The sequence below is a fragment of the Flavitalea antarctica genome (genome assembly GCF_054461535.1).
Window position 1 is genome coordinate 121488 of record NZ_JBTLQG010000009.1, and the last position, 23883, is coordinate 145370.

Below are 23883 nucleotides of genomic sequence, written 5' to 3' on the forward strand. Positions count from 1 at the left end.
GTTACAGGTTTATTTCGATATCATTATCGATGTTCGCCCTGATATTAACCTTCCGTTGTATAGGAATGACCCTCTCCGGCTGACGCCTGTTCAGAAAGAAACTACCCGGATCCCATTTCCCATTCTTATTCGCATCGTAGAGGATGCGCAGCTCGTATTCACCCGGGGTGAACAACCTCGAGTTGAATTCACGGCTGTTCCCAAAAACATGGGCAAAAACCACCGCGTCATTTTGCACAAACTGGAGAACGGGGTTAAGTGATAGATTAAGGTTAGGGAATCGAATCCTGACCAGCCCATAATCAGTTTCTTTTTTTGTGCGGAACGAGATTGTATCGGCCCTCGGAAGTTTCCGGCCCGAACTATCCACCGCAAAGTCCTTATCAAGTATAAGTTGATAGGCTGTGTTTTCTGTCCAACGGTAGAATATGCTGACACGTTTGCCGGTGCTATCTCTCAGGAACCGGTAATTGGTTAGCGGTTCAAACTTTTCGTTTGCTAACAGCACCTTTGTTGAATCGAACACCCTTAACGAATCAAGCGGGAAAAGCAAATGAAAGGTATCACTGGGAAGCAGGCCAAGCTGGTCGCCGGTAAGATTTGTTTGCACACGCAATAACCTGTCTGCGATGGCTGCATTTCCTTTAAGCACCGGCTTTGGCTGGGCAGGCTGTCTTCTTATGGTCGGGCGGGAAGTGTCTTTTTCCAGGTAAGCATACAGCGTGATGTCCTTAGGTGGTGCCTTACTTGAAATGACGGTATCATAAAACGCAAAAAGCTGTGATGGAGAAGAGTATCTCCTGCTTCCGCTTTCATCTGCAAAGGCATAAAGCGCATAAGTGTCAGGAGGCAGGTTACGAAAGATAAAATTTCCTTTTCCATCAACCTTTGTCGCATAACGAGGGCGGTCGCGCAGTGCAGAATCTGCAAAGTTTTTATGCAATACAACTACGATGGTACTGTCTGCCCTGCCGCTTTCCGCCAGTAGCACATTACCGGAAATAGTTAATGAATCGAGGCCGCCACCGGTCGAAAATATGTAAGTATAATTTTTATAAGGGTTGCCTTCATTGATGTCCCTGATGGCATCACCGAAATTTAATGAATAGGTTGTATTCGGCTCAAGTGAATCCCTGAGGGTTATCGTTATTTCACGCAATTTATTTTCAACCGTGGGGGTGATTTTTGGGACGGGTGACACCAGCAGGTTTTGCTGCACATTATCAAGTTGTACATATTCATTGAAAGCCAGCGTAATCCTTTTGCCCTTGAAGTTGATGGTAGAATCCCCGGGGTTTGCCCTAAGCAGAACCGGTGGTAATGAGTCTCTCGGCCCGCCCGTCGGGGGAATCATATTAGCACAACCTGATCCGCCAATCATCCCAAATACCACCAAAGCACTAACCAGGGTAAAAAATACAAAACTGTGTTTATTCATACTGTTCCTATGCGGATTGCAAACTTAATGGGTTTGAGCGGATATTGATTGTTTTGACAAAAGCTTAGCATTTCCACTATTCCTCTTCATCTGTTTCAAGATCGTGCAGGGCAATGGCCAGGTTATTGGTCTTCACAAATTCACACCAATGGCAGTCGGGTTTGCCACATCCGGTATAGAAATCATGTGCCTGTATCTTTTGCCAGGTACTAACAATCTGTTCGGTTACTGTAGTGATATCTTCAGGCGTAATCACCACTTTCATCTTCTGGTAGTTCTTCTTTTTATCCGGTTCGATAAAATCGAATTCGGTACTGGTAACCTTCCACTCCTTTTTATCATAGTTGTCCACCAGGATCTTATAAAATACTGCCTGCCTCCAATAGTCACCACCATTGGGGTCTTTCTCACCCGGACCTTTTAGTTTTGGTTTAGCATTATCCGGATCCCCTGTTTTGTAGTCAACTACGGTCACCAGCTTTCCATCAAATTCAAGTTTATCCAGCTTGCCTTTCAGGGGTACATCCCGGATAGCAACCTGCCGGATGTTCCTTTCAACCGAAACCACCTTGCTCCAGCTGTTTATATACTTATCATAGTAATCGGCCAGTATCTGGAACCCGTACTCAAGCCTGCGGTCAAACTGTTCTTTGGTAAAACTTTCCCGGTGGCGGTGCATATACCACTCAAAGTCAGTAAGAAATTCTTCCTTCGAAGGAAACTGGTCATTGCGTTGCTGCATCTTCTCGAACAACATTTGTAATGCGTGGTGCGCGGCAGAACCAAATTCCGTTGCTTCATTTTTTGGTGATGGTATGCGGACCAGGTTTTTGAAATAGAATTCGAGCGGGCACTTGAGATAGTTGTTCAAAGCCGTAACACTCATGACAAACTTCTCCAGCATGGTATGAAGAAAATCTTCTTCTACATGGCTTATCTCGGGAGCCCGGTTCTCAGCAAATGATAAGGCCTGGAATTCGAGGATAACTTCTTTATCAATGATTATTTTTTCTGTCGGGATGATATGATGATCCTGGATCTCTGCGATAAACATGGAAGGTTCCAGCTCACGGCCATCGTTCCTGAAACGGCTGTACGACAAATGCAGATATTGTTCTGCCCGCGTCAGCGCCACATAAAATAATCGTCTTAATTCCTCATCATCATTGGCATTGCTCACACTGGAAAATATAGTGTCGGGATAAGTATACCCGCCGCCCGGTTTTCTTTTCTTCTCCCAATAAGCGGAATTACATCCAAGTACAAAAACGTGTTGAAATTCGAGCCCCTTCGATCCATGTGCTGTCATCAGGTTGATACCTTTGTCGTTGCCGCTCACCTGCACGAGTGGCAGTACCAGTTCTTCCTTCTCCATCAGGTTGAATATATTTACCAGTTCGGGGAGCTTCATTTTCGGATTTCTTCTTGTCTCCTCTTTAACAAAATCGAAAAGTGCAGTCACCACCTGCATGAGCCATAATTTCTCAGGGTCCTGCATGATATGCCTCAGCACACCGGCTTCTCTTATGATGTTCTCTAACAGCGTTTGCAGGGTAACGTTAGGAACGTTTGCTATAAGTTTTTCGATGACCGTACCGGCAAACTTCAATTTTTCATTAAATGGTTTTGCAAACAGGTCAGCCGGTGGCCTGGTTGATTTTTCCAGCAATAACTTTCGGATCGATGTTTTTTGTGCACCGAATTTCTTCTCTGCTACTTCAATAGACAGCTTTGCAATTTCAATTGGTGGTATTCCAAACCAGTCAAAATGAAGGATCTCGAACAACATTTCATCGCCCCCAAATGGCGTTTCCAGTTCAGCCGCGAGGTATTTGAAAAACAATATGATCTTCGAAGCCACCGGTATCTGTAAAATGTTTACATCGCGTTTACTGTAGACGGGTATACCCCTTAGTTTGAAATATTGTGCAAGCTCTTCGCCATACCGGTTTTCCTTATAAATTATCCCTATACGGCCGGGTGCAAGGCCGGAGGCGATCAGCCTTTCACATTGAAGGGTTACATCGATCATCTCCTGGTGCTGTGATTCGTATTCCTTGATAACCGGCAGATGCGAGAGGGTGTTGATTGACATATTAGATGCCATCAGATCTTTTGAAAGCCCGTTTATCTTACTGATCAACCTTCCCTTGTTTCGATCTATAAGTGTTTTCGATACGTCAAGAATAGGTTGTATGGAGCGGTAGTTATTGGTAAGTACAATCGTGAGCAGGTCCTTATAGGTGTCAGTGAAAGCAAGCATGTTATCAATGTTCGCACCCTGGAAACGGTAGATGCTCTGATCATCATCACCCACAACAAATACATTGGGCCTGTCCCAGTAATTGATAAGCAGGTGAACCAGCAGGTTCTGGGTACCGCTGGTATCCTGGTATTCATCAACCAGTATATACAGAAATTGTTCCTGGTATTTTCTCAACAGCGCGTCGTTCTCCTGGAAAGCCCTGATGACCCAGTTGATCATATCATCAAAATCGTAACGGTTCCTTGACCTCATCAATTCCTGGAAGCGGTCAAACTCATGCACCGCGGCGCGGAGTTTTTCCATGCGTTCTTTTGCTTCATCGAGCTTATCTTTTTTCAGGTCACCCGCCTTATAGAGTTTGGTTGCTTTTTTATAAATGTATTCTTCCCGGGTCGGTAAGCTGTCAAGGTATTCCGTGATTTTACCATCGATAAATGCGGGGGTCCATCCCTCCCTTTTCATTGTGCTGAACAATGACTGGAGGTTGCGGATCTCGAAGTATACATCGCCCCTGTATCGTTTTAACGGATGATTTTTTGGAAACGTGTCGATGAGTTCCTTGAACAGGGCAATTTTTTCAAGCTCTGAAACCGGGTCCATAGCCGTTTTTTCGAACAATGAGAGATTATCCTGGATCACATCATTACAGAAGGCGTGGAACGTATAGATGCGGACTTTGTACGCATCCGGTCCGATAAACGATAGCAATCTTCTTCTCATCGCCACAACCCCAGCTTCTGTATAGGTGAGGCAGAGAATATTATCGGGAGCAGTATCAGTCTCCAGGAGGATCTTCCCGATGCGTGCACTCAGGATCTGCGTTTTGCCGGTACCCGGGCCGGCAATCACCATCACAGGGCCCTCAATGGTGTTTACGGCTTTTTTTTGCTGGTCATTGAGTTGCTCAAAAGTTTCACGGAATTTTTCATTGAGTTTGTCTGATAAAGCCATGCTGCAAAGGTAAAGCCTATACTTCATAACCCCTGACCGTGGGTCCGGGCGCATACTCGCGCGCCGGGCCAGGTATAACAGGCTAAGTACTTCCCCTTACACATTGATACCATGCACGTTATATACCAGGTTATTATTTTTGGAATTATTCCTTATTCTGGAATATTTTTTCATCATTTGCGTTTATAGTTACGTATTCCATACCCAACCCATGAAGAACCCTAATTCTCTCAAAATTTTCATCCTGGAAGATGATGTCTGGTACGGTTCCATGCTGAACCATTACCTTTCACTTAATCCCGATTATGAAGTTCGCCGCTTCGAAAGCTCAAAAGCGTTTTTTGGCGCCCTCCACGAAAAGCCTGATGTAGTTACGCTTGATTACTCCCTTCCGGACATGGATGGGGGAGAGGTATTGAAAAAGATCCGCGAGGTGCATCCCGACATCCAGGTTATTATTATTTCTGGCCAGGACGACGTTGCCACCGCTATCAGTCTTCTGAAAAATGGGGCTTTTGATTACATCGTTAAAGATGATGATACCAAGGACCGTCTTTGGAACATACTTGCGCATCTCAAAGAGATCGACGGGCTGCGAAAGGAAGTAGAACAACTGAAGGAGCAGGTTGGAAAAAAGTATGATTTTTCGAAGTTCCTTATTGGTAAAAGCGATGCTATTGAAAAAGTTTTCGGGCTGGTAGAAAAAGCATCAAAAACCAACATCACGGTTTCTATTTCCGGTGAAACAGGTACCGGTAAGGAAATGGTGGCAAAAGCCATTCACTATAATTCTGAAAAGCATAAAAAGCCTTTTGTTCCTGTAAACGTGGCCGCTATTCCAAGGGACCTGATTGAAAGTGAACTTTTCGGCCATGAGAAAGGCGCATTTACCGGGGCGGTCACCCGGAGAATAGGCAAGTTCGAGGAAGCCAATGGTGGTACCCTGTTTCTCGATGAGATTGGTGAAATGGATATTAACCTGCAGGCAAAACTGCTCAGGGTATTGCAGGAAAGAGAGATAACAAGAATAGGGGGCAATGAAATAGTGCCCATTAATGTGAGGATCATCGTAGCCACGCATAAGAATTTACTGGATGAGGTACAAAGTAAAAATTTCAGGGAAGATCTGTATTACAGGTTGATCGGTCTGCCCATTCACCTTCCCCCGATACGGGAACGCGGCAACGATATAGTTATTCTCGCCAAACATTTCATGGACCATTTTTCGAAAGAAAATGGCGGGGAGAAAAAGATACTGGATGCAGATGCACAACAAAAACTCCTGGGTTATGCGTTCCCTGGTAATGTGCGCGAATTGAAGTCTGTAATGGAACTCGCCTGTGTTATGTCCGACAGCGAAACAATTGCTGCCGAGCATATATCCATTAATACTACAGCCAAGATAGCCGACCTGATGAGCAAAGAAAGATCGTTGAAAGAATACGAGATCCAGATCATACAGCACTATCTCGACAAATATGACAAAGATGTTTTACTGGTAGCCAAAAAGCTTGATGTCGGCAAATCTACGATTTATCGTATGATACAGGCAGGCGAGTTGAAAGCAAGGTAAATGATATTGTATCAGTAAAAAGGTGAAAGTGCATCCAGGCGTGAATACTCAGAATACGATAGAAACCCTTCACAGGATTATTGTGGAAAAGCTTGCGGGCTCAGAACTGGCCGAAACTTCTCTCATCAATAAAGCAAAAGGCATTGGCGACATCAGCCACGAACTGGTGCAGCTAAATGAACTTTTGCAAAAGTCCGGCGGCAGGGCCGCGACATCCGAAGAGTTTATCAATCACTGCCTCTTAACTACTAGCAACCGACTTATGCACGTTGTTCAGAACCTGAACTACGGCATCTGTGTTGGTGATGAAAACAATAATCTCGTTTTTATTAACCAGCGTTTTTGTGATCTGTTCAACTGCCCCATTGATCCTATCGAGTTTATCGGAAAACCATGCAGCCTGACGACTGACGAGGTCGCAAATTTGTTTCGGTATCCTGAGGCATTTACCAACGGTCACAAGCAACTGATGAAAGAACGTTTACCCGTGCGCGGTATGCAGGTTGAACTTGCAGACGGCAGGATGTTGCTGCGCGATTATTGCCCGATCTGGAACAAAGATCACTTTCTTGGCCAGGTCTGGATATTTGAAGATGTAACCGACAGGATCGCCACCGAAGTTAAGCTTGAGGAACAACGAAAATTTTATGAAGATGTGCTTGATAAAATTCCAACTGACCTTGTGGTATTCAGCACAAAACGGGAATACCTTTTTATCAACGAAACCGCGATCAAAGATCCAGCTTTAAGAAAATGGCTGATCGGGAAAAGAGATGAAGACTATTTCAGCCTTCGTAAATATCCACCGGAGATGCTTCAGCGGAGAATTGCTGTGCTGGAAGAAGTGCTGCAGACTGCCGAACACCGTAAATGGGAGGAGACATTTATCTTGAAAGACGGCAGCATTCAACACCAGCTGCGATGTTTATACCCGGTGTTTCACGAATCCGGGAAACTGAAATTGCTGATTGGATATGGCTTTGATATAACTGAACAAAAACGCATTGAAGAACAGATCCAGCGAAGTGAAAAAAGATACCGTGATCTGTTCAATTATAGTGAAGCTTTGATCTGCACACACGATATGAGCGGGAGGATGTTGTCTGTGAACCCCGCCATCTGCCGGCTGCTGGAATTTTCGGAAGAGGAAATGGTAGGCCGGCTTATCTCTGATTTCATACCTCCTGAACATGTTGGAGCTTTCCAGGGACAATATCTCGATCCTTTGATACTTGAGGGGAAATGTAAAGGAGTGTTTTGTGTGATCAGCAAATCAGGCCAGCGCCTGTTCCTGTTGTACAAGAATTACAAAGTGGAAGAAGCAGACAGCGAGCCCTACACGATCGGGTTTTCGCAGGATATAACCGATCGGGTGGAATCGGAGAAACAATTATTGCTGGCGAAAAAAATCACCGAGGACACCGCAAAAGCGAAAGAGGTTTTCCTGGCAAATATGAGTCATGAGATCAGGACGCCGATGAATGGTGTTCTTGGATTTGCAAGTCTGCTGGTAAAAACGGATCTCAGTGAACAACAAAGAGGATACCTGAAGATGATCCAGGAATCGGCAAACAACCTGTTGGTGATAGTGAACGATGTGCTTGACCTGGAGAAGATCCTGATGGGTAAACTTAAGTTTGAACATATTGATTTTCCGATTGTAGAACGAATTGAGATCTGTGTCCAGACCTTTACCTATAAAGCAGAAGAAAAGGGGATAGTCATACAATCCTTTGTATCCCTGAACCCGGATGTAACCGTGATTGGTGACCCGCATCGACTGGGACAGGTCTTAAATAATCTCATAAGTAATGCCATAAAGTTTACTGAAAAAGGATCTGTTACTATCAGCGCAAAAGTGCATGAATCAAGTGATACTTTATTATGGCTCGAGTTTGCGGTAGCGGACACCGGAATTGGCATTCCGGCAGACAAACACAGTGAGATCTTCGAGCCTTTTATGCAGGCTAACACGGCGGTTACCAGGCAGTATGGAGGTACGGGGCTTGGATTAAGTATTTGCCGCGAACTCATTCAATTAATGGGAGGACAATTATTTCTTGAAAGCGAGCCTGGAAAAGGTTCAACATTCAGATTCATATTGCCGTTCGGAATCAGTGTTTATAAACCAAAGAACAAAGACATGTCACAGGAAATTAATTATCAAAGCCTGGGCAAAAGACGGATTTTGGTAGCAGAAGATGTTGAGCTCAACCAGTATCTGGCCAGGCATATTATGGAATCATGGGGCTTTGAAGTGGAGATTGCCGTGAATGGAAAAGAAGCATTGCAAAAGGTGCAGGAAAATGAATATGACCTGGTATTGATGGATATCCAGATGCCCGAGATGGATGGCATGCAGGCTACACAAAAGATCAGGGCGCTCGAAAGCAAAAAGATATCCCGGATACCCATTGTTGCGCTCACGGCAAATGCGCTTAAGGGTGATAGTGAGAAGTATATGGCCGTTGGAATGAACGACTATTTGTCAAAGCCATTCGACGAACCAAGACTATTCCAGGTAATTTCCAAAAATCTGAATATGGCAGGCCCTGATGTTGCCCAAAGCAATGCTGAAAGTTGCGAAGCAGCACCGGTAACGAAAAGTCCTCCGGACATAGAACTCACACCCGGTGAAAAGCTTTATGATCTTAGTATGGTTGAAGCGATTTCCGGTGGTGACCTGGATTTCGTCAAAAGGATGGTACAGCTGTTTCTGGACACCATGCCTGATGCTTTACAAGATATCGAAGTTGCAGCCGGTGATCAGCGCTGGGAAGCGTTGAGTAAGATGGCGCATAAGCTCAAATCAACCATAGATTCAATGGGCATATCGAGGCTGAAACAGCTCGTCCGCACGATCGAGTCAAACGGGAAAACCGGCACGGATACTGAACAGATCCCTGCTCTTGTTGAAACACTGGTTGCGACTATGCGGATTTGTATGGACCAGATAAAGACTGATTACTCGTTGTAGATAAAGTTGTTCGGTTCAAACGGGATAGACGAATTTGTTCGGTTTAAATCAAATTAACGGAGTTATTCGGTTAATACCGGTCAAAGGTGTTGTTCGGTTATAATTGATAAAGAGATTTATTAGTTTCATTCTGGCCTGATCCAAACGGGCTGCCCCAACCCCATAAAAAAATTAATCTTTTAAACATATTCCTGCTTCAGTGGTTGTATTGACAGTGCTCAATCATTTATCATTATGGCAGTTTATTCACTGAAAAGTGTACAAAGAATTCCGGTTCCAGTAACGGAGATCTGGGATTTTTTTTCCAGTCCGCAGAATCTTCCCGTGTTAACCCCTTCCACGCTCGGCTTTAAGGTTATCTCCAAACACCATGGAAACAAAATTTACCAGGGGCAGGTGATTGAATACAAGGTCAGCCCGTTGTTGGGAATACCTTTGTACTGGATGACCGAGATCACCCATGTTGACCCTATGAAGTATTTTGTAGATGAGCAGCGGCATGGACCTTATAGCATGTGGCACCATCAGCATCATTTCAGGCCGATTGAAGGCGGTGTCGAGATGACCGACATTGTCCATTATAAAAATCCCTTTTGGATCCTGGGTGACCTTGCAAACTCGCTCCTGGTTAAAAAGAAACTGCGGGAGATCTTTGCTTTCCGCTATCACGCAGTTGCGGACCGGTTTGGCAAATGGCCTGGTGAGCAGATGCTGCTTGAATTCAGTTGATACTATCCGGGGATCCTGGTGATGTACTTCTCAATGTCCTTTAGCTGTTTTACAATTTCAGGAGTGGTTGGCTTTAGCGCTTTTGCTTTCCTGAAAAACTCCTTGGCAGCACGAAACTCTCTTTTGTTCATCATGAGTGAGCACATCTGGAGATAAGCAGCGGCTTCATTTTCTTTGTCGGGCAGACCCTTTCTGATAGCCTGGCGGATGTAACTTTCCGCCTGTTTGAAATCATTTTTCTGCATATTAAGCATTCCCATCTGCAAAAAGCTGGCTCCTTCGGCTTCTTTCATCGGGATTCCCAGGTCAATTCCTTTCTTCATATTCAGTTCCGCCCCGGCAAAGTCCTGTTTCATCATAGCTACGTTGCCTTTCAGCGTGTAATAAACGGAACGGATCGGCTTGTAGAGAAGGTTCGGAAATTTGATCGAATTCATAACTTTTTCCGCGCCTTCCATATCCCCGGCTTCCATGTATTCCTGGATCACGCGTAATGGTCCAAAGAAAAAGTGACCTGCAATCAGGATCACCCCAACAAGATAAGCCGGGAAAGCTGGCCAGAAGCTGCCGAAAACGTTGGCAATGATGCCGATAATGATCACAAGTATGCCAATCTGGAGCCTATAGCGAATGAGAATATTATAAAATTTCATAACTAGTATTGAGGGACGCAAAGATATGAAATCGCGGACAGCTTAAGCAAGCGGTTTGGGAGAGAAGTGGCAGGAATTTCCAGCGACCCTAATACGGCGGATTCGGCAGATATATTTGGATCCGGCAAACATAGTTTGCAGGAAAAACGCAAGAAACGATGGAAAGCTTTATTTTTGCCGCCCTGTTGGGAGTTTCCTGATTGTCCGCTGAAGGCGGAATGATTTGAGATTCACATCGGTCCCGTAGTTCAATGGATAGAATAGAAGTTTCCTAAACTTTAGATACAGGTTCGATTCCTGTCGGGACTACCAAACCGGAATTTTTGAAAATGACTTCAGAAGTTTCGCCTTTTTTCTTGGAAAAGTAAATTCCTTCGGGAAAGATGGTTTGTTGCAGCTCTTGTTCCTCTTGTAATCGCTGGAAGCCCATAGGGACGGGAGTTCTACGAGAAAATCAAGGGAGCGATCTATGTATTTTTCAAGGTTCGAGTTAGTTAATGGGGTCATCTTCACCATTGCCTCCAGTTCCTCTCTTTCTTTGCGAAACTTTACCGAGATCTTTTCGTACAGATCAGCCTTAATTTCCTCATTTATGAAGCGTTCTTCTAGCCGTTCAATCTTGTCCTCTAGTTCTTTCGACTTGAGCTTGTATTGTTGCAAATGCTCCTCCCTTTCTGTATTGAGTGCTGTATATATTTTCTTTAGCTGAAGTTTGAATGGGTCAACATCTTCTTGTGTAAGGTTCAATTCATTCAGGATAGCTTCAAAAAGAGAATGGAGTTGTTTGGCGCTTAAATAACAAGAACATTGGCCTCAGTGGTTGCATTTACAATAATAAAGCCCCTTCTTTTTCAAAATATACCCTCTGAGGTATTCTTTACAGCTCTCGCATTTAAAGAACAGCTTTGGCGGCAGGTTTTCATTCATAGGGCTTGCCTTGTAGCCATGTGGATTTTCGACTTCTCGGCATTAGCTTTTAGAAATAACTCTTTTGAGACAAGCTTTTCGTGCTTGCCTTCAACCATATCACCATCCAGCAGGAATGAGATAGTAAACCACAGTAAAATGGATTTTGCAGAATTTCACTTATGCGTTGATGGGAAATTTTTAATCCTTGTGTTTCCAGGGGTTAATAATCTCCACCATTGAAATGCCTGCGTTGGCTTTTCAGAGGAAGGCTTTACGAAGCAGTTTGCCCTTTTCATTAACCATAATAGACTTTTCACTATTAATAGTGACGTTATCATAACCCAAAGGAGCGCCACAGGTCCAAATGCCTTGCAGAAGTTTGTAATACTCGATAAAGGATTTTTTTGTTTCTTGTGAAACTTAATTAAGGTAATTAATGGCGCACCAATTAGTCTTTATTAAACGAAAAGACATTCTCAGAGCAACTTCCAGGGAGCTAATTCTTTTCAGCATGATGTAGATGTAGTGATTGAAGTTCAGGAAAGAGGAAAAGCCGTCCAGATGGGAAGGTTTAATTAGGGTGGAGAAATCAATATTTTTTAAACCAGATATTAGTTTACGCAAACTAATTGCGGCAAGTAAAAAACTTAGCCGCAATTTTTTTATATCAATATTTCTAAACCATCTATTCTGTTGACTACTTCTTCTATCCACTAAGCTGGGAAGGAATGCAGTGATTTCAATAAACAATGAGTGCTTATAAAGGACAATAAGGCATTGACACAAACAATCAAACATTGTGAATTAAATGGACAATCTGTTCATGTATTTCATAGCGAATTTTGTCCAAGCAATAAGAAATCTGATTTTCTCGCTTTCTTAATAATGACTTGAAATAAGATTGAATTTTAAAATATTTAAAAAATAATAAGATGAAAAGAATAGTTCAAGGATGCTTAAGCGTTAGACCGCATTTAATCACCGTTAAGGTTAGTTTGTTCCTTCTGCTTGTTATAATTGGAGGTAATCTATCTGCACAGGTAAAAGATTATGCTACCGACCCACATCTTACACGGGAAGTTAAGAGTTTTTTGAAGCAGTTAAATTCCGGCGGGCAACCCCTGGAAACCCTGTCACCTCTGGATGCCCGCAATGTATTGGTAAATGCACAGGCGTCAGTTAAAGTTGATTTATCAGGAATAGATGTTTCTGAAAAAACAATTAACAGTGACGGTTACCAGGTAAAGCTAAACATTGTCCGGCCAAAAGGTAGCAAAGACGTACTACCCGTTTTTATATTCATTCATGGGGGAGGATGGGTTTTAGGGGATTTTCCTACGCATCAGCGTATGGTTAGAGACCTGGTTGTTCTCTCTGGAGCAGTGGCCGTTTTTGTCAACTACACTCCTACTCCTGATGCTATATTCCCACAAGCCATAAACGAAATTTATGCAGCTACCAAATGGGTTGCAGAACATGGTCAAGAAATAAATGTCGATGGCAAACGCCTGGCTGTTGTTGGCAATAGCGTGGGAGGAAATATGACAGCCGTTACCACCCTAATGTCCAAGGCGAAGCGAGGTCCGGAGATCAAATTGCAAATTTTATTCTGGCCAATTGTTGATGCAAATTTTGAAACAGAGTCTTATAAGCAATTTGGATCCCAGCGTTTTTTAACTACGGCTACGATGAAGTGGATGTACGATATGTATATCAAAGACCCTCAAAAGCGAAAAGAAATTTATGCATCTCCTTTGCAAGCAACGCGTGAACAATTGGAAGGATTACCACCGGCACTGATCACTGTGGCTGAGAATGATGTACTCCGTGATGAAGGAGAGGCTTATGGGAGAAAACTAAGCGAGGCTGGAGTGAACGTTACTACGGTACGCTACCTGGGAATGATCCATGACTTTGGTTTGTTAAATGAGCTTGCAGAAATACCAGAAACCCGTTCACTATTTATTCAAGCTGCCGCTGAACTAAGAAAATATTTGAAATAGGGGTTTCTAGAACCTCTATTAGCTAAAACAAATTAGTTCTGCAACAATAATTTAATTTATCACAAACATTTAAAGCTATAATTATGAACACTACAACCATGTCAAAGTTGGAAAGACTATTCAGTTTGATAGTGATCTAAACATTGATAGCTGGGGACCGCTGTCACTAGGCTTAAAGCTAAAGAATTGGGCGGGCCGCATATTAAATTTCAACTAATGTTTTGGCCCATTGTTGACGCTGATTTTGAAACGGAATCCTATCATTGATTTGGGAAAGATCGTTTCCTGACTACGCCGCTAATGAAGTGGATGTACGGTATGTATATCAAGGACCCTGAAAGGCGAAAACAGATTTATGCATCTCCTTTGCAAGCAGCCGTTGAACAATTGAGGGGGCTTACCCCCGGCGCTTATCCAGGTTGCGGAAAATGATGTGCTTCGTGATGAAGGTGAAGCCTATGGCCGAAAGTTAAGTGAAGCCGGAGTCGATGTCATCACCATCCGTTACAATGGGATGATTCTTGATTTTGGCTTGCTGAATGGCCTTGCTGAAATCCCTGCAACAAGATCCCTATTCTTACACGCCGCAGCAGAATTAAAAAAATATCTGGGTTAACGTAAACAATGAACCCATGTGTATGCAACAAATTGAGCAAAAAGTTGTGGGGATACTGATTCAAATTTTGGTCTTCGCAGGCTTTAGTTATAGCCAGGGGGTTGACTCCGTAAATAGCGGTTATATGGTTGATCCTGCGGAAGAATTTTGGTTACTAAGTGATGATAAAGTTGCGAAGATAAAAGGCTACCGAATGAAGCATATTCCAGTCAACCGGGAGAGAGGATTTATTAGTTTGGGTTTGAGTTTCCGTGAAGCCTACGAATATTACGATAGGTACTTATGGGGTATCGGTATCCAGGATGACAACGGCTATTTCCTACGTCGCTTCCTGCTGCATACCGATATAAGATGGAATGTGTATATCAGACTATTTATACAAATCCAGAGCAGCACAATTCGTGGCAGGTATGGAGGTGCGAGACCTGTACAGGATTTGAACAGGCTTGCCGTTCTTCAGCTTTTCGCCGAACAAACAATCTTGCAGGAAAGAAATGCAAAGTTGAAGCTGCGCCTTGGGAAACAGTCTTTAGACTACAGCATGGGAACCCTGCTTGATATTCGTGATGCTAATGTGAGATTGTCGTGGTTAGGAGGTAAGTTGATCTTTGAAAACAGATCGCTGAAAATAGATGCTTTTTTTATGCAGCCTATCAAAGAAGAAGAAGGATCCCTTGACGATCGCATTAACAAGTCCCAGAAACTGGCTGGTATTTGGGGAAAAGCCAAGTATTCGAAAAGTGCATTGAACCAACTGGATTTCTATTACCTGTTCAATAAAAGGGATTATACAAGCTTTTACCAGGCGTCCGGCAAAGAAACGAGACACACAGTAGGGATGCTACTTTCCCTTAAATGCGGAAATTGGGCAGCCTACTTGGTTACGGATTTGCAAGTCGGAAAATTTAATCAGGGTAATATCAAAGCATGGAAAATTGCAGGATTATTAAGACATGCAATCCCGGCTTCTGGTATCAAACCCGTTCTCTCGATCCAGGGTGCCATTTCCAGTGGTGATAGAGATTCTTCAGATTCAAACCTTCAAACATTTAATCCTCTCTATCCAAGCGGTGTTTACTACGGCTATGTCAATAATGCCGGTTCGGCAAACATGATCGTTCTTCATCCAATTGTGGAATTTAAATTCCGGGACAGGCTCAGCATAAAAACTGCATACTACCGATTTTGGAGACAACGGGTAGAAGATGGACTCTATTCCGGTAATGGCTCTTATTTGCTGCCAGAAGCAAATAACCATCATTCAGTTGGGAGTATGTGGGATATGGAACTGAACTACTCTATCGGTGAGCACATTTCTATGCAATTAATGTGCAGCCATTACAAAAGAAGTAAGTATTTAGAAAAACAAGCGGTAACGAATAAGGACATCTTTTATGTTGCCGCAAAAACATTGATCCGTTTGTAAACGATTTAGACTTTTCTGATTTATACTAATTATTGTCTCTTCACATTATAAATATCAAACAATGAAACTTCTATTTAAAGAAACGAAAGAAATGTCATCTAAGGTGATGTTAATTTGCGCATTCTCGTTTGCTACCCTGTTTTTTTATGGAACATCCTTTGCGCAAACAACTCCCAGGTACTCTAAGAACGAACTCTCAGATGAGGCCCTGGTGAATTCGCTTCATGGATTCGAAAATAAATTTGCCGCTGTCAATGGTATTCAATTGCATTATGTGAAGGGCGGCACGGGAGAACCATTGATATTATTACCAGGATGGCCACAAACATGGTGGGAGTATCACAAGATCATGCCTGCCCTTGCCAAAGAGTTTACTGTTATTGCCGTTGACTTGCGTGGTATGGGTGCTTCTTCAAGACCCGTGAGTGGGTATGATAAAAAAACAATGGCAAAAGATATTTACGAATTAGTTAAGAAGCTTGGTTACCCAAAAGTAAATATAGCAGGTCATGACATCGGCTCTATGGTAGGATTCAGCTTTGCCGCAAATTATCCCGATGCAATAATAAAACTTGCACTAATGGATGTGCCTCACCCTGATAACTTATTTGGACAGCTTCGTATGCTACCAGAAAATGGAAAGTTTGGAACGAAAATAGATGAGCAGCACCCCGGATATCCCTGGTGGTTTGCCTTTCACCAGGTTAAAGGTTTGCCTGAAAATATTCTTGAAGGCCGTACAGGCATTTACCTGGACTTCCTTTTGGATTACCTGACACTGCACTCAGATTCCATTGGTGCAAAGGACCGGGCGATCTACAAAGCTGCTTATGAAAGCAAGGACGCAATACGTGCCGGTGATGCATGGTACCAGGCGTTTCCGCAAGACATGGCAGACATGAAAACTTATCCGAAGCTTACGCTTCCTGTCCTTGGTCTTGGCGCCACCGGATATGGCTGGTTACAGGCTGCGGTAACGCCAGTTACAACCAACTTTACCTTGATTAAAGTAGAGAATAGCGGGCACTATATCGCCGACGAACAACCAAAATTTGTTGCACAGGAATTGATAAAATTTTGTAAGTAAACCGGATATGCTTTTACAGTTTCTAAAGTAAAAATGTTGGACAGATTTCGAAAATATTTAGAAGATAAAATAAATCTGACGGACCAGGACTTTGCCTTGATACAATCCGTTGCGACCGTTAAAAAGCTACGTAAACACCAATACCTTCTACAGGAAGGCAATGTATGGAAGTTTAATGCTTTTGTAGGCAAAGGTTTTTTGCGAACCTATTTTGTAGACGATAAGGGCACTGAACACATCATGAATTTTTCACCGGAGAACTATTGGACGGGAGACCGCGAAAGCTTGGCCTCAGGAGCACCTTCAAAATACAATATTGATGCGATTGAAGACAGTGAAGTCCTGCTGATTAGAAAAGATGATTTTGATAGTGTGTGCAAAGCTGTACAGCCTTTTAATGATTTAATGAATGGGCTGCTTCAAAAAAGTTTTATCGTATCGCAGGAACGCATCCATGTAAATATCACTTATTCCGCTGAAGAGAAATACAAAGACTTCATTAAAAAGTATCCCTCCATTGCCAACCGTGTACCGCTGCAAATGATAGCCTCCTATTTAGGTCTTACGCCGGAAACGATTACCCGGATCAGAAGAAAGGCTTCGCGGAAATGATCCCTTGACATTTATCAAGATTTTTTTTAGACAAATGTCTGCCTTCGTAGATGTGGGCTGTGCGGAGCTTTGCATTATTAAATCACAATAAAAAATTTAAACGATGAGCAAAATAATTTTCATCACCGGAACAAGTACGGGCTTTGGTAAATTAATGACCGTTACACTGTCGAAGGCAGGCCACAGCGTTATCGCCGGGATGCGGGGCACGAAAAGCAAAAACAAAGCAGCGGCAGATGAGCTGGGAGCCTTGCCCAATGTACAAGTGCTAGAAATTGATGTCACTTCCGACACTTCAGTAAAGGGAGCTTTTGAATCCGTGTTAACCAACTATGGCCATATTGATGTATTGGTCAATAATGCGGGTGTTAGCGGCTTTGGTTTGCTCGAAGCGTACAGCATCGAACAAATTCGGCAGATGTTTGAAGTGAATTTCTATGGTGTTGTTCGTACCTACCAGGCGATACTTCCTTCCATGCGTAAGGCAGGGAAAGGGTTGATCATTAACCTTACGTCCGGCGCCAGCGGGCACACATTACCATTTATGATCCCCTACCTTGCTTCCAAATTCGGAGTGGAAGCAATCACTGAAGGACTCGAAGCAGAACTTGCACAATTTAATATTGAGAATGTGACCATTCAGCCTGGTGTCTATCCTACGGAAATGAACAACGGAAGTAAAACAGGCTTAAATGCTGATAAAGCTGATGTTGCAAAAGAATATGATCCTGTAGCTACGCATATGTTCAATGCAATTGGTACCGGATTGTTCGGAAAGATGGCCCAGTTTGATATGAACCCACAAACGATTGCTGATGGAGTTCTGACTTTGGTGAATATGAAGGAAGGTACTCGCCCCCTGCGCTATCCCCTTGACGCCATTGCACAAGGCACGGACGTAGAGTTCATCAACGCAAGGGCAGAGATTAAAGCAAAATGGCTCGCCAAATACACTTCATAATCAAAAAGTAAAGCACTTGCATTTGTCAGCAAGGGCTTTACTTTTTATAAATTTTACACAATGAGCCACGAGCAGCAAATAAGCACGGGATTAATTCTTGACGCTTGGAATTTGCAAATTAAAAGGGCAAACAACCTGTTTAACTATCTGTCGGCAGAACAATTACAAAGTGAAATTGCACCTGATAGAAACAGAGGTGTTTACCTGTTAGGGCACCTGACAGCAGTGCATGATACCATGCTACCGTTGCTAAACTTAAACGAACGTTTATATCCTCTGTTGGATAACATCTTTATTGAAAACCCTGATAAATCATTTGCGATGATGCCTTCAACGCATGATTTAAAGTTTTATTGGAACCAAGTAAATGAAACTTTGGCAGCAAAGTTTACCCGACTGGAACCATCCGATTGGCTAAAGAAACACAACGAGGTAAATGCAGAAGATTTCAAAAAAGAACCGCATCGAAATCGGCTGAATGTTCTGATAAACAGGACAAATCATTTATCTTATCATCTTGGACAGTTAACACTGTTAAAGAACAAATCGTAATTAAGAATAGAATATTCATTCAATTTTTATAATAGCAATGAATATTCAAAGCACTTTTTTATAAAACAAATTGAAGTTTTTAGATAAGGCATCTGAATGCAAAAAAGCCACCTTTGATCTTTCTAGTAAGAATAGCAAGGAACGTTTCTTTCAGTGACTGACTTGTTGCGGCAAGAAAGTTAACATGAAGCACAAATCACCTTTTCAGAGGTTTTTTAACTACCAAAAAATAAACAAAATGAAGATCGAAACACGTCATCTCTATGCTAAGGTCAATGGAGTGGATATCTTTTACAGGGAAGCAGGTCCTTCGGATGCGCCCACCTTAATTTTGTTACATGGCTATCCCACTTCATCACACATGTACCGAAACTTGATCAGTAGTCTGTCGGATACATATCATTTGATTGCACCGGATTATCCAGGCTATGGAAGAAGCGAACAGCCACCGATGGCCAATTTTGAATACAGCTTTGCTAACTATGCAAATATCATTGAAGGCTTGTTGCTGTATTTGGAGATTGAAAAATATAGCCTTTACCTGATGGACTACGGGGCACCGGTAGGTTGGACACTGGCTTCAAAACACCCCGAAAAGGTAGAAACGATAATTGTGCAAAATGGTTGTTGCTATGAAGAAGGCCTGGAAACATTTTGGGAACCGATTAAAGCGCTTTGGAAAAACAGGAACGACCAGGAAGCCATAAATAAATGTCGCACTTTTCACAGTCCGGAGGGTTTAAAATGGCAATATACCCACAGTGTTCCGGATGCTAGTGTTGTCTCACCTGACAATTGGGAAATCGATTTAAGACATTTGCTCCGGCCTGAAAATGATGACATTCAAATCGGGTTATTTTACGATTACAGGAACAACGTAAAACAATATCCCAAATGGCAGGAATACCTCCGCACCCACAATCCGGAGATGCTGATTGTTTTTGGAAAGAATGATTACATATTTCCTGAAAGTGGCGCAGAAGCATTTAAAAAGGACGTAAAAAACCTGGAGTATCATTTATATGATACCGGTCATTTTGCATTGGAAAGTTTCGGTGATGAAATTAGCTCGACAATTAAGGATTTTTTAGAAAGAAAAGTAGGTACATTCAGGCAGGGCAGAGCAAAACCGAAGATGGTGTAGGGTTAGTCGACAGGTCAGAAAGGTTCAGAAGCCCCTCTGTGATAGAAGATTTTGTTCGTACGGGAGGGGCTCTTGTTTTAACCGTAATAAATAAATAAATGACAAAGAGCAGTTCTTTCAACGCTGTGTATATAGGATGAACAATAGTAATTCTCGAAATCGCCGGACTGTGCATCATGACTGATCTAACGCTTGACCGGGCTGGCAGTGCATATCAGTCTGGCTCGCTTATACATGAAACAACAAAAGGCTCAGCAACTATTAAAATTGGGCACATAGATATTGTGCTTTTAAGTCACGATCAGCATTTCGATAATTTAGATCATGCAGGCAAATTGCTTCTGGAAAAAGTCTTTAAAACTTACACTACCATTCCAGGCGCTCACCGGCTAAAAGGAACCGCCATTGGCTTAAAGCCCTGGCAAAGTGACATTGTTACAGCTCCTGACGGTACACAGATTGTAATCACTGCAACGCATGCCTGCCACGGTCCGGCAGGAACAGAAGCACTACAAGGTGAAGTAGTAGGATTTGTGTTATCCGTTGGGCACGATCAGCAGTTGAACATTTATATTACCGGTGATACCACTCATTACGAAGGCGTGGCAGAAGTTTCAAAACGGTATCGCTCGCAATATGTTTTCCTGTTCGCAGGAGGCGCACAGGTGAGAGCTCCGTTCAATGTAACGATGAGCACCAATGATGCGATCGATACAGCTATTGCGTTTCCAAACACCATGGTTATTACTTTGCATTATGAGGGGTGGCAACATTACACGCAAAACAAAAAAGACATTGATGCACCGTTCAAGATATTGGGAATTAGCCAACGTTTACGGGTATTGGAAGCTGGTATCATTGAAGTTTTGCGATGATAACTGACACCAGCAAGACTTGCAAGTGGAATATACAGGTGAACTCAATGACAATCACAGCGATGACCTGTCGGTAACATTAAAAACGTTTGACCTTCTGCTCCATTTGTAATTAATTTCTCCCGGTATAAACAGGCAATTTTCTTCATATCAATTGAGTACTATGAATCAATTGGCACAGATAAATCATGTTGAATCAACAATGGACAATAATCGGAAAATTCATAACGGTTTGCTCTTTATTCCTGATATCAGTGGTTATACCGATTTGGTGCACAACACTGATGTGATCACAGGAAGAACCATCACCTACGAGTTGCTTTCTGCCATCATCGATTATAATATTTTGGGGTTGAACATTGCCGAAATTGAAGGAGATGCAGTATTTTTTTACAAATATGGCGCTCCTCCCTCTACAATGGCTATACTCGATCAATATGAACTGATGGAGCGCATTTTCAATGAACGATTAGTAGAAATTGAAGCGAGATACGAACGTAAGTTTCCGCTCTCTTTAAAGCTGATTGCTCACTACGGAAAAATGGCGGAATTTAATCTGGTCGGCTTCAAGAAACTATATGGTGAAGTGGTATTAGAAACACACCGCCTCCTGAAAAATGATATTCCAAGTTGTTCTTATGTATTAATTACAGATGAATTAATAGACGAGTGTACTACACCCCTCAAAGAAGAACTGATGGCAAAAGGCATCCGTTCAAACAAACTGTGTAAAATATATGGTGGATTGAGAAACATCTGTTTCACCTATTTTGATTATGAGCATCCCAAAGTTCTTGTTTGAACGGGTAACTATGTATGAGTTGGCACAGGTTTTTGTAGACGGTTAGCCTTATGGTGGTTAAATCAAGTTTATTTCGTGAAGATTCAGTTGTCGTGAAGGATCTACGTCTTACGTAATTATGGTAGTAATAATGGAAGTGATTATACAGTCCATTGATAAACGAAACAGTTTCACGGCAGCATCCATCATACAGTAAGCCATAAGAGTCTACAGCATTATTGCGAAAAGTTTTTCGCGGGTTTCAATACAAGAGACATCAAGGATAACAAGGTTTTGAATAGACTGTAAAGAATAGTGAAGAACATTTAAAGTATAAACAGCTTATCGTAAAATAACAGAAGCCTTCGGCCTTCTTTTATTCATACAAAGCAAAAGCAACAATAAAAAAAACGTGCTGGTAACTATGAACCTAAAGTGAAGACTCATTTATAATTTGATGAATTGATTGCTATTTCAGTAGCCAAGGGTGCCGACCCCACCCAAAAGCAAGGCAAAAAAGTAGCCTAAATTTGCCCAAGATTAGCCTTAACCAACGACGATACCGTATTTTTTGAAAAATTAGCTACAGGCCAGGGGAATCTTAATTTTTACTTCAACAGGATCCACACATCCGAAGGGGTGCGGTTCCACGTATCAGTAGTGGCTAAATATCGCAAAACCGAAATTGTTAATTTGGTATATGATGGTGGCTCTTGGAAATAAGTAAATCCTGAAAATTGCCCGGATTGGATTGTTAGGATGGAAAAAGTTTTTGAAGAGTAAATTATTAAATACTTATCAGAAGGAAGCTAAGATAACCTCTTCCAACACGTATATAGTTCCCCTTTCAGCAAGCGCTACATGCGCTATACAGTTTGCTTGAAGTTTTGTCTAAATATTTTTTTTAAAACAACCTGGTATAGGATGCTAATCTTTGAAAAATACTTTTCCCTACGATACTTCTCTCTTTTTGTAAAGACACATTATTCTGTAGAACAGTGTAGGACGGCTCTTTTCGTAAAAGGCTTTTACGATTAATCTGATCGGATGTTTTCAGCATCTTTTTCTTAATCAGTCCTTAACTGGCCTTGAACGACGTCTTCTACTAGCTACCGTAGCCTTTCTAATCCTCCACCCCTCATTTACTTTTCAGCAAAAGGAAATACTGTTTCCGAAACTAGCGATATTTCGACAGTGGATTCGGCATTTAACGATATATCGACGATTTCGGATTACCCGTCGCGGGCTAAAATGTTCATTATTAATATGTTGCGCATTGGCATTTGCTTTGAAACCATTAGCCGGTTAACAAGTTATTCTACCTCTTTTAAAAAGAAGATAAAGCGACTAAAAATGCAGACAAGCACAACAAACGGACGGTATAACTTCATGCATATCAAAAGAGAACTATTGTGTAAGGGCCATTTCGGAATTCAATTTTATTCATCGAATCAACAAAAAAAAAGTACCTATTATCTAGAGCAGAATATTCTGCTTTTAGTCACAAAAGGAAAACTAGGCATTACGTATGGTATTGAGACATTTGAAGTAAATAATAGAGAGATAGCCTTTATCAAGAAAAATATGATTCTTACTTTTCATAGGGTTGCTGACACAACTGATGACCGCCTCGAATATTTTGTTTTCGTATTAGAGGACGAAATAATCAAGGAGTTTATCAAACTTAGCAATATCGTAATTACACATAACGAAGCTTCTTCGCCGATTTTGATCAATGTCCCTAACCGGCAGATATTGAAATATGTCGAGACATTAGAGTCCTTCTGCCACGAGCCAGAAAGTATAAAAAGCAGCCTGGTGAAAATAAAACTGCTCGAATTACTTTTTTACCTCTCAAGCCTTGACAATTCGATTGTGCATGGCCTTTACAACCTGCGTAAAGAATTCCGTACTGATATAACGGTGACAGTAGAGGAAAATATTATGAATTCCGTTTCCTTGCAACAGCTCGCTGTTTTGACCGGAAGAAGTTTATCAAGTTTCCGAAGAGATTTTTTAGCTATCTATAATATGTGCCCATCAGATTATATCCGCAAAAAAAGGCTCGAAAAAGCACAGGAATTGCTTCGCTGTACGACAATGACTATCACCGATATTTGCTACACGCTAGGATTTGAGAATATTGCACATTTTTCAAGACTATTTAAATCATATTTTCAGCATTCGCCTTCCGAGTTCAGACAACGTGCTACGATAGTTCAAGAATGAATCAGAATGCAACTGTATTAGCAACCGGAACTTTACCGTGACCATTTTAGAAGGTTCTACCTGTACTGTGACATCCATTAGAATAGCGTGGAATAATAAGA

At 42.2% G+C, this 23883-nt stretch carries 18 protein-coding genes and 1 tRNA gene; 15 read left to right on the forward strand and 4 right to left on the reverse strand.

What is annotated here, in order from left to right; genetic code table 11:
- Position 1: 1 nt before the first annotated feature.
- Both ACX0G7_RS11270 and ACX0G7_RS11275 read right to left on the reverse strand, forming a co-directional pair.
- Complete coding sequence (locus ACX0G7_RS11270; protein ID WP_458923572.1) at positions 2-1438, reverse strand: Ig-like domain-containing domain; 1437 nt, start codon at positions 1436-1438, stop codon at positions 2-4.
- Between the two features lie 76 nt (positions 1439-1514).
- Positions 1515-4655 (reverse strand): ATP-dependent helicase, encoded by a 3141-nt coding sequence (locus tag ACX0G7_RS11275; RefSeq protein ID WP_458923573.1) that lies wholly within the window; start codon positions 4653-4655, stop codon positions 1515-1517.
- Positions 4656-4866: 211 nt separating this feature from the next.
- Here ACX0G7_RS11275 and ACX0G7_RS11280 point away from each other — a divergent pair, with 211 nt between their 5' ends.
- The 3 genes from ACX0G7_RS11280 (at position 4867) to ACX0G7_RS11290 (ending at position 9934) form a co-directional block, all read left to right on the forward strand.
- A complete protein-coding gene (locus tag ACX0G7_RS11280) occupies positions 4867-6228 on the forward strand; it encodes a sigma-54-dependent transcriptional regulator (RefSeq protein WP_458923574.1) in 1362 nt (453 codons plus the stop codon).
- 28 nt (positions 6229-6256) lie between these two features.
- Entirely contained in the window at positions 6257-9205 is a 2949-nt protein-coding gene (locus ACX0G7_RS11285) for an ATP-binding protein (RefSeq protein WP_458923575.1), read from the forward strand.
- Positions 9206-9439: 234 nt separating this feature from the next.
- On the forward strand, positions 9440-9934 hold the full coding sequence (locus tag ACX0G7_RS11290; protein WP_458923576.1) for an SRPBCC family protein: 495 nt from the start codon (positions 9440-9442) through the stop codon (positions 9932-9934).
- 2 nt (positions 9935-9936) lie between these two features.
- Here the strand turns inward: ACX0G7_RS11290 and ACX0G7_RS11295 are convergent, their stop codons facing one another.
- The gene (locus ACX0G7_RS11295) at positions 9937-10587 is read right to left on the reverse strand and encodes a tetratricopeptide repeat protein (RefSeq protein ID WP_458923577.1); all 651 of its coding nucleotides are present in this window, start codon (positions 10585-10587) and stop codon (positions 9937-9939) included.
- A gap of 237 nt (positions 10588-10824) precedes the next feature.
- Between ACX0G7_RS11295 and ACX0G7_RS11300 the strand changes: the two genes are divergently transcribed.
- Positions 10825-10899, forward strand: a tRNA-Arg gene (locus tag ACX0G7_RS11300).
- On the opposite strand, the gene ACX0G7_RS11305 is transcribed toward ACX0G7_RS11300, so the two are convergent.
- Positions 10894-11334 carry a hypothetical protein gene (locus ACX0G7_RS11305; RefSeq protein WP_458923578.1) on the reverse strand — a complete coding sequence of 147 codons (441 nt, stop codon included), beginning with the start codon at positions 11332-11334 and terminating at the stop codon, positions 10894-10896. The genes ACX0G7_RS11300 and ACX0G7_RS11305 overlap by 6 nt on opposite strands.
- Positions 11335-12428: 1094 nt before the next feature.
- Between ACX0G7_RS11305 and ACX0G7_RS11310 the strand changes: the two genes are divergently transcribed.
- The 11 genes from ACX0G7_RS11310 to ACX0G7_RS11360 all read left to right on the forward strand — a co-directional run bounded on the left by ACX0G7_RS11310 (position 12429) and on the right by ACX0G7_RS11360 (position 23782).
- A complete protein-coding gene (locus tag ACX0G7_RS11310; RefSeq protein ID WP_458923579.1) occupies positions 12429-13499 on the forward strand; it encodes an alpha/beta hydrolase in 1071 nt (356 codons plus the stop codon).
- A gap of 433 nt (positions 13500-13932) precedes the next feature.
- Positions 13933-14115, forward strand: a complete 183-nt coding sequence (locus tag ACX0G7_RS11315; RefSeq protein WP_458923580.1) for a hypothetical protein — start codon at positions 13933-13935, stop codon at positions 14113-14115.
- Positions 14116-14137: 22 nt separating this feature from the next.
- Entirely contained in the window at positions 14138-15541 is a 1404-nt protein-coding gene (locus tag ACX0G7_RS11320) for an alginate export family protein (protein WP_458923581.1), read from the forward strand.
- Between the two features lie 61 nt (positions 15542-15602).
- Entirely contained in the window at positions 15603-16628 is a 1026-nt protein-coding gene (locus ACX0G7_RS11325; RefSeq protein WP_458923582.1) for an alpha/beta hydrolase, read from the forward strand.
- Positions 16629-16661: 33 nt separating this feature from the next.
- On the forward strand, positions 16662-17240 hold the full coding sequence (locus ACX0G7_RS11330) for a Crp/Fnr family transcriptional regulator (protein ID WP_458923583.1): 579 nt from the start codon (positions 16662-16664) through the stop codon (positions 17238-17240).
- A gap of 103 nt (positions 17241-17343) precedes the next feature.
- Positions 17344-18201 carry an SDR family oxidoreductase gene (locus tag ACX0G7_RS11335; RefSeq protein ID WP_458923584.1) on the forward strand — a complete coding sequence of 286 codons (858 nt, stop codon included), beginning with the start codon at positions 17344-17346 and terminating at the stop codon, positions 18199-18201.
- Positions 18202-18261: 60 nt separating this feature from the next.
- Positions 18262-18753 carry a DinB family protein gene (locus ACX0G7_RS11340; protein ID WP_458923585.1) on the forward strand — a complete coding sequence of 164 codons (492 nt, stop codon included), beginning with the start codon at positions 18262-18264 and terminating at the stop codon, positions 18751-18753.
- 238 nt (positions 18754-18991) lie between these two features.
- Entirely contained in the window at positions 18992-19897 is a 906-nt protein-coding gene (locus tag ACX0G7_RS11345; protein ID WP_458923586.1) for an alpha/beta fold hydrolase, read from the forward strand.
- A gap of 176 nt (positions 19898-20073) precedes the next feature.
- Positions 20074-20772, forward strand: coding sequence for an MBL fold metallo-hydrolase (locus tag ACX0G7_RS11350; RefSeq protein ID WP_458923587.1), 699 nt, complete (start codon positions 20074-20076; stop codon positions 20770-20772).
- Between the two features lie 163 nt (positions 20773-20935).
- On the forward strand, positions 20936-21574 hold the full coding sequence (locus tag ACX0G7_RS11355; protein ID WP_458923588.1) for a DUF2652 domain-containing protein: 639 nt from the start codon (positions 20936-20938) through the stop codon (positions 21572-21574).
- A gap of 1332 nt (positions 21575-22906) precedes the next feature.
- Positions 22907-23782 carry a helix-turn-helix domain-containing protein gene (locus ACX0G7_RS11360; protein ID WP_458923589.1) on the forward strand — a complete coding sequence of 292 codons (876 nt, stop codon included), beginning with the start codon at positions 22907-22909 and terminating at the stop codon, positions 23780-23782.
- Positions 23783-23883 lie beyond the last annotated feature (101 nt).

Excerpts from the sequence above, each read along its gene's own strand:
- ACX0G7_RS11270 (WP_458923572.1), bottom strand. The coding sequence starts at position 1,438 with ATGAATAAACACAGTTTTGTATTTTTTACCCTGGTTAGTGCTTTGGTG.
- ACX0G7_RS11275 (WP_458923573.1), bottom strand. The coding sequence starts at position 4,655 with ATGGCTTTATCAGACAAACTCAATGAAAAATTCCGTGAAACTTTTGAG.
- ACX0G7_RS11280 (WP_458923574.1), top strand. The coding sequence starts at position 4,867 with ATGAAGAACCCTAATTCTCTCAAAATTTTCATCCTGGAAGATGATGTC.
- ACX0G7_RS11290 (WP_458923576.1), top strand. The coding sequence starts at position 9,440 with ATGGCAGTTTATTCACTGAAAAGTGTACAAAGAATTCCGGTTCCAGTA.
- ACX0G7_RS11295 (WP_458923577.1), bottom strand. The coding sequence starts at position 10,587 with ATGAAATTTTATAATATTCTCATTCGCTATAGGCTCCAGATTGGCATA.
- ACX0G7_RS11310 (WP_458923579.1), top strand. The coding sequence starts at position 12,429 with ATGAAAAGAATAGTTCAAGGATGCTTAAGCGTTAGACCGCATTTAATC.
- ACX0G7_RS11320 (WP_458923581.1), top strand. The coding sequence starts at position 14,138 with ATGCAACAAATTGAGCAAAAAGTTGTGGGGATACTGATTCAAATTTTG.
- ACX0G7_RS11325 (WP_458923582.1), top strand. The coding sequence starts at position 15,603 with ATGAAACTTCTATTTAAAGAAACGAAAGAAATGTCATCTAAGGTGATG.
- ACX0G7_RS11330 (WP_458923583.1), top strand. The coding sequence starts at position 16,662 with ATGTTGGACAGATTTCGAAAATATTTAGAAGATAAAATAAATCTGACG.
- ACX0G7_RS11335 (WP_458923584.1), top strand. The coding sequence starts at position 17,344 with ATGAGCAAAATAATTTTCATCACCGGAACAAGTACGGGCTTTGGTAAA.
- ACX0G7_RS11340 (WP_458923585.1), top strand. The coding sequence starts at position 18,262 with ATGAGCCACGAGCAGCAAATAAGCACGGGATTAATTCTTGACGCTTGG.
- ACX0G7_RS11345 (WP_458923586.1), top strand. The coding sequence starts at position 18,992 with ATGAAGATCGAAACACGTCATCTCTATGCTAAGGTCAATGGAGTGGAT.
- ACX0G7_RS11350 (WP_458923587.1), top strand. The coding sequence starts at position 20,074 with ATGACTGATCTAACGCTTGACCGGGCTGGCAGTGCATATCAGTCTGGC.
- ACX0G7_RS11355 (WP_458923588.1), top strand. The coding sequence starts at position 20,936 with ATGAATCAATTGGCACAGATAAATCATGTTGAATCAACAATGGACAAT.
- ACX0G7_RS11360 (WP_458923589.1), top strand. The coding sequence starts at position 22,907 with ATGCAGACAAGCACAACAAACGGACGGTATAACTTCATGCATATCAAA.